Origin of the sequence: Modestobacter versicolor, assembly GCF_041028285.1 — a bacterium.
GTDB classification, from domain to species: Bacteria; Actinomycetota; Actinomycetes; order Mycobacteriales; family Geodermatophilaceae; genus Modestobacter; species Modestobacter versicolor_A.
Map to the genome: position 1 here is coordinate 1 of NZ_JABGDB010000045.1, position 573 is coordinate 573.

Consider the following 573-nt stretch of genomic DNA (forward strand, 5'->3'; position numbering starts at 1 on the left):
GACTTCCTTTTTAAAATCAATATTGTAATCGTCATGATTACCTAACACCAAATGAATCGCTGGACATTGAATACGACGAAGCACATTCAAAGCCTCACGATTGAAACAAATATCTCCAGTGAGGATTAATTTATCTCGTTTAGTGGTAGTTTTATTGATTCTGTCAATGATGTAATCATCATGTTCCTTGATGGACTTAAATTGAGACCGGAAGTTTAAAATATTCCGGTGCCCAAAATGAGTGTCACCGAGGAAATACACCTCAGCCATAAGCTTTCTCGTATGCTTCTGTTAAGTTATCAATAAAGCGTTTCAACTCTTCCTGAGAAACCCCACCAATTAAGTGGTAGGTCGAGTCAGAAGGAAGAACATGAAGTTCCAGTTCATGCCACTTTGCATCATCAGATTTACGATGAAAGAAACGAAGATTTAATCTACGAATTCTATTTTCCATCTCCACCCTTATCGACGAGGATTGTAGAACTTACAGAAGTGGTCTTCCAGTCGAACTTCTTTGACCATGTACATTCCAACATTATCTTTACCAAACTGACGTTTGGCGGTCTGAAGAAC

At 38.4% G+C, this 573-nt stretch carries 2 protein-coding genes; both read right to left on the minus strand.

The genetic code is table 11. From position 1 onward, the window contains the following. On the minus strand, positions 1-270 hold a 270-nt coding region (locus HL054_RS22185), incomplete at its 3' end, for a metallophosphoesterase (RefSeq protein ID WP_369141297.1). Beyond that, positions 263-460 (minus strand): hypothetical protein, encoded by a 198-nt coding sequence (locus HL054_RS22190; RefSeq protein ID WP_369141298.1) that lies wholly within the window; start codon positions 458-460, stop codon positions 263-265. The genes HL054_RS22190 and HL054_RS22185, both read right to left, overlap by 8 nt. Positions 461-573 lie beyond the last annotated feature (113 nt).